Origin of the sequence: Reyranella sp. (genome assembly GCF_004297405.1) — a bacterium.
In the GTDB taxonomy this organism is placed as follows: Bacteria; Pseudomonadota; Alphaproteobacteria; order Reyranellales; family Reyranellaceae; genus Reyranella.
In genome coordinates, this window is sequence record NZ_SCVC01000010.1 from 1 (window position 1) to 9,228 (window position 9,228).

The 9,228-nt window shown below is 66.0% G+C and carries 6 protein-coding genes and 1 pseudogene; 1 reads left to right on the top strand and 6 read right to left on the bottom strand.

Features of this window, described 5'->3' with window-relative positions:
* Together EPO50_RS07825 and EPO50_RS07830 are read right to left on the bottom strand one after the other, a co-directional pair.
* Positions 1-273: DUF736 domain-containing protein (locus EPO50_RS07825; protein WP_296342672.1), on the bottom strand; the 273-nt coding region annotated here is incomplete at its 3' end.
* A 530-nt stretch (positions 274-803) separates the two neighbouring features.
* Complete coding sequence (locus EPO50_RS07830; RefSeq protein WP_296342674.1) at positions 804-1,274, bottom strand: hypothetical protein; 471 nt, start codon at positions 1,272-1,274, stop codon at positions 804-806.
* A gap of 167 nt (positions 1,275-1,441) precedes the next feature.
* On the opposite strand from EPO50_RS07830, the pseudogene EPO50_RS07835 reads away from it, so the two are divergent.
* Positions 1,442-2,000, top strand: a pseudogene (locus EPO50_RS07835) (flavin reductase family protein).
* A 12-nt stretch (positions 2,001-2,012) separates the two neighbouring features.
* On the opposite strand, the gene radC reads toward EPO50_RS07835, so the two are convergent.
* From radC to EPO50_RS07855, 4 genes are all read right to left on the bottom strand, one after another.
* A complete protein-coding gene (radC, locus tag EPO50_RS07840) occupies positions 2,013-2,693 on the bottom strand; it encodes a DNA repair protein RadC (protein ID WP_296342676.1) in 681 nt (226 codons plus the stop codon).
* A gap of 134 nt (positions 2,694-2,827) precedes the next feature.
* Complete coding sequence (locus EPO50_RS07845) at positions 2,828-3,763, bottom strand: DUF2493 domain-containing protein (protein ID WP_296342702.1); 936 nt, start codon at positions 3,761-3,763, stop codon at positions 2,828-2,830.
* Positions 3,764-4,049: 286 nt separating this feature from the next.
* Positions 4,050-5,105 carry a toprim domain-containing protein gene (locus tag EPO50_RS07850; RefSeq protein WP_296342678.1) on the bottom strand — a complete coding sequence of 352 codons (1,056 nt, stop codon included), beginning with the start codon at positions 5,103-5,105 and terminating at the stop codon, positions 4,050-4,052.
* Between the two features lie 10 nt (positions 5,106-5,115).
* Positions 5,116-9,228: strawberry notch family protein (locus tag EPO50_RS07855; RefSeq protein WP_296342700.1), on the bottom strand; the 4,113-nt coding region annotated here is incomplete at its 5' end.

Consider the following 9,228-nt stretch of genomic DNA (forward strand, 5'->3'; position numbering starts at 1 on the left):
GCCGTCCTCGTCGTCGAACAGGTTGGCGAAGATCGGGGCGTTGAAGCTCGGATCGTCGAGCTTGAGCGAGAGGTAGTCGCGGCCCTCGTTGGAGCGCTTCGACCAGGCGGCCCCGATCTCGGCCCGGCCGACGAACACCCGGTGGCTCGGTGCGTTGTCGTTGGACCGGTTGGCCTCGGGGACGATGCGCACGCCCCTTGCCTGGACGCTCAAGGTGACGATCTCGCCCTGGTACTCGTTGCTGACCTTCTTGAAGGAACCGATGTTGGCCATGTGACTTCTCCTGTGCTGTTTCGAGCCCCGCGACCATCGCGGCCTCGATGGCGATCTGCAGGCCGGAGGCGATCGACGCCGCACCCTTCACGGGCCGGAGCAGAGCGGAGGATGGCGGCGGGGCGACTTTCTTGCCGCGCGAGGAATGGGCGAAGCCCAGGGGAAGAAAGTCGAACCGCCGCCGTTGCGGCTCGGGCGATCGAGGCGCAGCCGTCCTCTGGCCAGATCAAGCCAAAGAGAGGCCGTGGTCGCGCGCCAAACAGCTCCTCGGGAGACGTCGTGGCCAACCTGAAGGGTCCTGCGCAAGAGCACCGGCACATCCAGCGAAGAGACGGCGGCCATGTCAGAGAAAAAGGACGGAATCGTCTCACCCCAACCGGTCGTCGACAGCGCATCTCGCCTGCCCCTGTCGGCTCGCTAGTGGGCGCCTCCTCGAACTGGTCACGGAAGGCTGCGTTGCCTGTCGCGTCAAGGCAGACGTTCACCGCGCCGATCTTCGCCAACCTATTCGATGATGGAAACGGAAGGCGTCAGCCCTGGTCGTGCAGCCGCCCACCAGCAGGCGAGTAAGTGCTCCCCGTGCCCCGCCCGTCCGGCGCCGGAGCCAACAGTGCAAGTCGCGAGAAGGCCGTACAGCCGGAGACAACGGCGCCGATCACGGCGAATGCCGCCTGCCATACGCCGCCAGGCAGGCCGAGGCCCGCCAAGGCAAACGACATCTGATAGCCGGCGATGGCAGCCGGGACCGCATAGACCAGACCGACAATGGCGCGGAGCGGCGTGCGCGTACTCGCGAAAACGAACTGTCCAAGCGCCCAGATCGCCCCGCCTACCAGCAATCCGACGGTGATGGCGCCCACGACTCCGGCTCCACTGTGGAACGCCGCCAATCCCCCGGCGAGTCCGGCGAAGGTGGGAAGCGCATAGATGGCCAGCGTAAACAGCAGCCAGCAGAAGAATCCGAGGCCGACGATGCTGAGAACGATACCGGTAGCAAGCATGGTGGGTCTCCGTGACCAGGGTCGAACGGTCGCGCCTTCCACCACCACCATGGCGCCGGCGGATCTTATCAAACATGAACGTGGCAGAAGAGAGACTTTGGGTTGCAAATGAGAGACGCTGGACCTTGATCAATTCGAGGAACCTCGTTCCAGCCAAGGAAGAACAGATGGCGAGCCCCCGTCGCAAGATCGACCTGCCGGTCTCCGGAATCCGGCGCTTCCTGGAACCTGGACCGATCGTACTGGTCACCTCAGCGCATGGCGACCAGCGTAACATCATGACCATGGGCTGGCATACGGTGATGGAGTTCACGCCGTCTCTGGTCGGCTGCGTGATCGCTGGCGGCAACCATAGCTTCGGCCTGATCCGGCGCAGCAAGGAATGCGTCATCAACCTTCCGACGACGGCGCTCACCGATCAGGTGGTCGGGGTTGGCAACACATCCGGAGCGGAGATCGACAAGTTCGAGAAGTTCAAGCTGACCCCGCACGGCGCAGGAAGTCAACGCACCGCTGATAGCAGAATGCCATGCCAGCTTCGAATGCCGGCTGGCGGATGGCAGCCTCATCTCCAAGTACAACTTCTTCATCTTCGAGGTCGTGAAGGCGCACGTCGCGGGCTCGCCCAAGCATCCCGCGACGCTGCACTACACCGGTGACGGCGTGTTCATGATCGCCGGTAAGGTCATCAGCCGGCGATCGCAGTTCAGACCGAGCATGCTGTAGGAGACAGCAATTCTACAGTAGTCCAAGCGACCGAAACGAAGCATGAGTGCCATGACCGATCACGACGTGGTCATGCAGCTCGATCTCAAGAGACTTGGCAGCTGCTTTCAGTTCCCGCGTCATCTCAATGTCGTCCCGCGATGGCTTTGGATCGCCGGATGGATGATTATGGACAACGATCAAAGCGGAGGCGTTGAGAATTAACGCTCGTTTGATGACCTCTCGCGGGTAGACAGGCGTGTGATTGACGGTGCCCCGCTGCTGCACCTCGTCAGCGATGAGATTGTTCTTGGTATCAAGAAACAGGATTCGGAACTGCTCGACCTGCTCGCAGGCCATTGCCATCTGCAGGTAGGCGATCAGCGCCTGCCAGTTGGTGAGCACGGGACGTCTGCGCACCTCGGCTCTGGCCATGCGGCAAGCGATCTCGCGAACAAGCCGAAACGCGGCGATGTCACGGCCCCTCAATCGGAAGGCGCGAAGCTGCGCCGCTTCGGCTGCGATAACATGGCCAATGCTCGGAAAGTGCTGCAAGAGAGCAGAAGCTTGTTCGCTACCTCGCGCTGAAGCGAGCAATCCGGCGAGCAAGTCCTGCTCCGTCGTCTCTGCCGACGGCAGAACGGCAAGATCGCCTTTCACCACGAGACCTTGGCGCAGCGGCGCGGATGCAGAAGGAAGAGCTGAAGCAGACATGGATCGTGTCCCGGAGAGCAGAAAGAGGCGAGCCGCCGCCCGCTCTCTCTGAAGGCCCGGCGGCTCACCCGCTCCCGGCCTTCCTCTCGCTCTCGCGGATCCGGCTGCCGGGGGACGCAAGAAGGAGGTGGCGCTCACGCGCCACCCGAACCAAAGCGCCAGACCGGTATGCCAAGCTTCCGCGCCTTGTCGGCGAGGTTCTCCTGGATGCCGGAGCCGGGGAACACGATGACGCCGATCGGCAGGATTTCCAGGATCTGGTCGTTGCGCTTGAAGGGTGCTGCCTTGGCATGACGGGTCCAGTCGGGCTTGAACGGAACGTGCGTCACCTTGCGGCTGTCGGCCCAGCGGGCGGCGATGCGCTCCGCACCGGTCGGCGAACCACCGTGCAGCAGCACCATGTCGGGGTGCTTGACGCGGACCTTGTCGAGCGTGCTCCAGATGAGCGGGTGGTTGTTGAAGTCGGCACCACCCGTAAAGGCGATCTTCGGTCCGGCCGGCACCAGCAGTTCGGTTTCGGCGCGGCGACGAGCGCTCAGGAACTCGCGGCTGTCGATCATGGCGGCGGTGAGCGCCCGGTGGTTGACCATCGAGCCGGTGCGCGGCCGCCAGGTCGAGCCAGTGTGGACTTCGAAGCGCTCGGCGGCCTGGTCGCGGAAGAGCTCCATGGCATTGCGGCGCTCGATGAGGGTCAAGCCTTCGGCGACGAGACGCTCCAGCTCGACCGAGCGGATCTCCGAGCCATTCTGCTCCTTCTGACTGCGCCGCTGCGCCTGCTCGTTGCCGTCGAGCTCGCGCTCGATCCGGTCGACGGCGCGATGGAACAGGTTGACGGTCGACCACAGCAGGTCTTCGAGGTCCGGCTCGAGGCGGGTGTCTGTGAGGGTCGAGACCAGCGCATCGAAGATGTCGACGACGGCGCCGTTGATGATGTTGCCTTCGGGCAACGGCCGCGGGTCGGGCTCGTCCTGGAAGGGACGGTGGCCAAAGAGCTGCAGCTCGGTGAGGACGTGGTCGGTCGGGGATGAGCCGTGCACGGGCTCGAAGTCAGGATCGTTGTGGGTCGGCATGATGGTGTCCTTTGTCGGATCGACCGCGCCCATCGCGGCCTTCGTGGGCGTCGACAGACGGCGGGCGGAACAGGCCCGCACCGCGCTTGCGGCCGAAGCGCAGCGGAGGACGGCGGCCCGAGGCTTTCTTGCCTCGCGAGGAATGCCGGCGCAGCCGGCAGGGGAAGAAAGCTGAAGGACCGCCGTTGCGGGACCGGGCTGCCTGCCGTCCGATCGCCCCTCTGGAAGGCCGGGGCGCGCTCCCGTCCGATCCGAAGGGCAGCGGAGCGTCCAATGACGAAGTGATTCACGTCCCCGGGCTCATCCCCTCATGGGCCAAAGCCAGGAAACGCACCATGTCCGGCGGGGCGAGCTGCCGGCGCACCGATGACCGGAGCCCTTCAATACCCAGGCGGCGGAGATCATCATTGAAGTCGTCGAAACAGGGCGACAGGACGAACGGCTCGATCCCGGCGGCCTCCGCGCGGGTGCACAGGCTGGCCGTCGCGGCTTCACCGGCCGGGTCGGCATCGCGAGCGACATAGAGACGGCGCAGTGTCGGTGGAAGCAGCAAGGCGGCGAGGTGATTGGCCGAGAGTGCGGCCACCATCGGCAGAGTCGGCAGGATCATGCGCAGGGACAGCATGGTCTCGATCCCTTCCCCGGCGGCCATGACGTCGCGGGCCACGGCGAAACGGACACCGTGCCCGAGAAGCTGGCCCATGGCCCGACGCGGTGAAGCGATCGGCGCCTTGTCGTGGCCTGACGGATCGAGCCAGGTGCGGTGTGCTCCGGTGATCGTGCCGCCAGGATCGGTGACGGCGGCGATCAGTGCCGGCCAAGGTTCGGTCGGGCTGTGCTCGTCGGGCCGGTAGTAGCAGCGTGGATTGAAGCGTAGCGGGTCATAATGCGCCACGGCTGTGATTCCGCGACGATGCAGGTAGGTTTGCGCCAAGGTGCCTGCAATCGGGCGAGACATGGCGTAGAGACGCCGAGCAGACTCAGGCGAACCGCGCGGCGCGGGAAGACGCTCCTGCCGAGGAGCGATCTGGTCCGAAGGCAAGGCCAGGAACGCCCGTGCCTCGTCCAAGGTATCGCGCAGGCGGTCGAATCCGCGATTGAGGGCGATCAGGTCCAGAAGATCGCCATGCTGCCCGGTGGCCGAGTCGGTCCAGTTACCAGCTGCGCCCTTGCCCTGGTCCGGGCCGCTCAAGCGCACGAACAGGCTGCGGCCCTTCGTGTTGGCGACATCGCCAACCAGCCAGTAGCGGCCCTCGCGACGGCCGTTCGAGAGGTAATGACGGCACACCGCCTCGGCATTGCGCGCGAGGCGACGGGCCAGGTCCGCGGCGGGCAACGGCATGACTGCCTCCTCACGCCGCGGCCCGATCGGCGATGCGGATGATCGGGTAGCGTTCCATCAACGCCGCCAGGATCTCCGGTCCATTGGCACCGGTCGGCACGAACAGCCGCAGCTTCCAGGCAATGATCTCGGACATCAGCCCCGTCGCCTTCAGGCGATCCACCATGCCGTCGGTGAAGCCGAAGAGTTCCACCCGGAACAGGCCCATCACCTTGGCGCGGCGAAGTGACAACCCGTCCCGAAGCTCGAGGATGGTCCGACCGTCGAGCACGGCGGTCAAGGCATCCGCCGGCGCGATGCTCACGCCATCGGCGCAGGCGGCTTGCACCACCCAGGCCGGCGACACCAGCCGGCCAATGACGCGCTCGCCGGCGTCCGTCTGAAGCCGATAGACCCGCATGGACTCGTCCGGCAGGCGCTTCCAGATCGGCAGCAGCAGGCCAGTGACGATAAGGAGCTCGCTCTCCGTGAAAGGAGGTATCTCGGCGAGCTCCCGTGTCCAAGCCTCGGCAAACGCAGCTTGGTCCGACCTTTGCCAGTGCGATTGCTCGAGGGCCGCGACCGAAAGCGCCGTCCGCTCCATCGGACGCACGAGCCGGACGCGGCGTTCGACCTCGCCATCGTCCAGCACGACGCTGGGCGCCGACACCTGCACCGCCGCCCGGCCCGACTGCGCATTGACAAGCAGGACCGCGCGAGGATCGGCGGCCCGGTCCAATGCATCGGCCAGGGCGAGAGGCTGGTTGCGCTCCTTGCGGCGGATGGTGAATACCTGCGTCTCGGCGCCGGTCGTCGGATGGACATACACCACTTGGCGCTTCGTCACCGTCAGGCTCTCGGCCGTCAGGGTCTCGACGCCGACGTCGTAGGTGCCGGAGGCGCGCGCGCCCTCGATCTTCGCGCGCAGCAGATCCTCGAACACCCCGAACAGCGTGTTCTGAAGACCGATGGTGAGTGCCAGCAGGCGATTGAGGAAGGTCGTGATCGGCGGCAGCTCCTCACGCAGGCTGCCGTCCTGGTCGGTCAGATTCATGCCCGTCGCCGTCTCGAAAGCCTCCAGCGAACAGCCTTCGACCTTGCCGGCGAACAGCAGTACGTAGAGCTGACGTAGCGCCGCCCGGCCGTAGGGCGATTCGAGATTGTCGTCGGCCCGGAACAGGCCTTGACCGCCGGTCTGGCGCTGGCCCTTGGTGATGGCACCCAGCGTGTCGAGCCGGCGGGCGATGGTGGACAGGAAGCGCTTCTCGGCTTTCACGTCGGTAGCGATCGGCCGGAACAGCGGCGGCTGAGCCTGGTTGGTGCGATTGCTGCGTCCCAGCCCCTGGATGGCCGTATCGGCCTTCCAGCCGGCCTCCAGCAGGTAGTGGGCACGCAGCCGCTGGTTCCGGGCGGAAAGGTCGGCATGGTAGGAGCGGCCGGTGCCGCCGGCGTCGCTGAATACCAGGATGCGCTTGTCGTCATCCATGAAGGCCTGCGCCTCGGCGAGGTTGGCCGAGCCCGGACGGTTCTCAACGCAGAGCCTGTCGCCCTTGCGAACGATCCGCCGCGACCGACCGGTCACCTCGGCGACCAGGTCAGTGCCGAAGCGCTGAACGATCTGGTCAAGCGCGCCCTGGACTGGTGCGAGTGAGGCTAGCCGCTCGATCAGGCGATCACGACGCTCGACGGCGTCGCGGCAATGCACCGGCTGACCGTCGCGATAAACCGGCCGCGAGGAGAGATTGCCGTCGCCATCGGTGAAGGGCTCGAACAGCTGGGTCGGGAAGCTGTGCGCCAAGTAGTCCAACACATACTCGCGCGGCGTGATGTCGACTTGCACGTCGCCCCACTCCTCGGTCGGAATGTCGGAAAGTCGACGCTCCATAAGCGCTTCGCCAGTGGAGACGATCTGGATGACGGCGGCATATCCCGCCTCTAGATCACGCTCGATCGCGCGGATCAGTGTCGGCGTCTTCATCGAGGTGATCAGATGCGAGAAGAAGCGCTGCTTGGCGGATTCGAAAGCCGAGCGTGCCGCGGACTTCGCCTGGGCATTGAGCGTGCCGCGCTCGCCGGTGACGTTGGCGGCCTGCAGGGCGGCGTCGAGATTGTTATGGATGACCTGGAAGCCGCCGGCATAGGCGTCGTAGATGCGGACCTGCTCCGGCGTGAGGGCGTGCTCGACCAGCTCGTACGCGACGCCCTCGTACGACAGCGACCGGGCCGCATAGAGGCCGAGCGCCTTGAGATCACGGGCGAGCACCTCCATGGCGGCAACGCCGCCGCCCTCGATCGCCTGGACGAACTCGGCGCGCGTGGCGAAGGGGAAGTCCTCGCCACCCCAGAGGCCGAGTCGCTGGGCGTAGGCGAGATTGTGCACCGTGGTCGCGCCCGTGGCAGAGACATAGACGACACGGGCGTCGGGCAGAGCATGCTGCAGGCGCAGGCCTGCACGGCCCTGCTGAGAGGGCGCCTGATCGCCGCGCTCGCCTTTGCCGCCGGCGGCATTTGCCATGGCATGGCTTTCGTCGAACACGATCACTCCGTCGAAGTCCGAACCCAGCCAATCGACGATCTGCCGGACCCGCGAAACCCTTTCCTCGCGCGCGTCGGTCCGTAGCGTGGCGTAGGTGGCAAAAAGGATGCCCTGCTCAAGGCGGATCGGCATTCCCTGGCGGAAGCGGGCGAGTGGCGTCACCAACAGCCGCTCCATGCCGAGCGCCGACCAGTCGCGCTGGGCATCCTCGATCAGCTTGTCGGACTTCGAGATCCAGACAGCCCGTCGGCGGCCCTTCAGCCAATTGTCCAAAAGTATGCCGGCGACCTGGCGGCCCTTCCCGGCGCCAGTACCGTCGCCCAGCATCCAGCCGCGGCGGAAGCGCAGGGCGTTGTTGGCATCGTCGGGCGCGGCCGAGACGATGTCGAAGGTCTCGTCGACGATCCACGATCCGGCGAGATGGCCACTATGGGCCTCGCCCGCATAGATGACGCTCTCGAGCTGGGCATCGGACAGCAGGCCGACGCTGACGGCATCGGCCGGCAGGTGCGGTCGGTAAGAGGGCTTGGGTGGCGCGACCGACGCCATCGCCGCCGACTGCACCAGCCGTGTCGGATGGGACTGCGAACCGGGAATCCGGATCGACTGCAGGTCGTACCCTTCATACAGCGCTTCGGTGAGGCTACCGTCCTCGGTCGGCTTCCAGTCGACGGTCTCATACGCGAGCTCGATGCCCGCTCGTTCGAACGAACTGCCTGCAACAGCGAGCCGCTGTTGTGCGGGCCTGCGGCTCGGTCTGACCGCGACGGGATGGATGGTTGTCGGAAGCACGGCAGCGCTGTGGAGAGGCAGGCGCGATGGAACATGCGATATCACCCACCGGAGTAGCGTGCCGACGTCGGGGGCCATGCTGAATGATGCTGGAAACGATGTTGGATCGTCGGCAGGAATGCGGTCGATAACGGTGAGTCGGGTCTCGACCGCGGTACCGTGGCGTGCGTAGACACGCCCATCGATGGCGGCGGAGAACACGACACGGCCGCGTTCCTGGAGGCGGACGAAGGCCTCGCGCCATGACGGATGGTCCGGCGAGAGGCTGGCGCCGGTGATCGCGACCAGACGCCCGCCGTCGGCGAGCCGGGCGAGCGCAGACGATATGTGGCGAAGGGCGGCATCGGCGACGGTGCCGTCGACATGCGCCGCAGCCGAGAATGGCGGATTCATCAGCACGACGCTCGGGCGCACGGCATCGTCGAGATGGTCGTGGATGTGAGCCGCGTCGTAGCGTGTCGTCGCGACAGCGGGAAACAGGCGTCCGAGCAAGGCCGCGCGCGTGGCCGCAAGCTCGTTCAAGTGCAGGCCACTGCCGGCACGCTCCGCGAAGATGGCGAGCAGGCCCGTGCCGGCCGAAGGCTCGAGCACGAGATCAGCCGGGGTGGTCGCAGCAGCGCTGGCGGCGACAAACCCGAGAGCGAGCGGCGTCGAGAATTGCTGCAGCGCCTGGCTCTCCTCGGAGCGGCGGGTATGGGTGGGAAGAAGGGCCGCAATCCTGCCGAGCATGGACAGCTCGGCAGCCGGCGTAGCAGCCCGTGCCCGAATGGTCGGGCCGAACTTGCGCATGAACAGCACGGTCGCCGCCTCGCAGGC

Coding starts and splice junctions, on each gene's coding strand:
- EPO50_RS07830 (WP_296342674.1), bottom strand. CDS start 1,274: ATGCTTGCTACCGGTATCGTTCTCAGCATCGTCGGCCTCGGATTCTTC.
- radC (WP_296342676.1), bottom strand. CDS start 2,693: ATGTCTGCTTCAGCTCTTCCTTCTGCATCCGCGCCGCTGCGCCAAGGT.
- EPO50_RS07845 (WP_296342702.1), bottom strand. CDS start 3,763: ATGCCGACCCACAACGATCCTGACTTCGAGCCCGTGCACGGCTCATCC.
- EPO50_RS07850 (WP_296342678.1), bottom strand. CDS start 5,105: ATGCCGTTGCCCGCCGCGGACCTGGCCCGTCGCCTCGCGCGCAATGCC.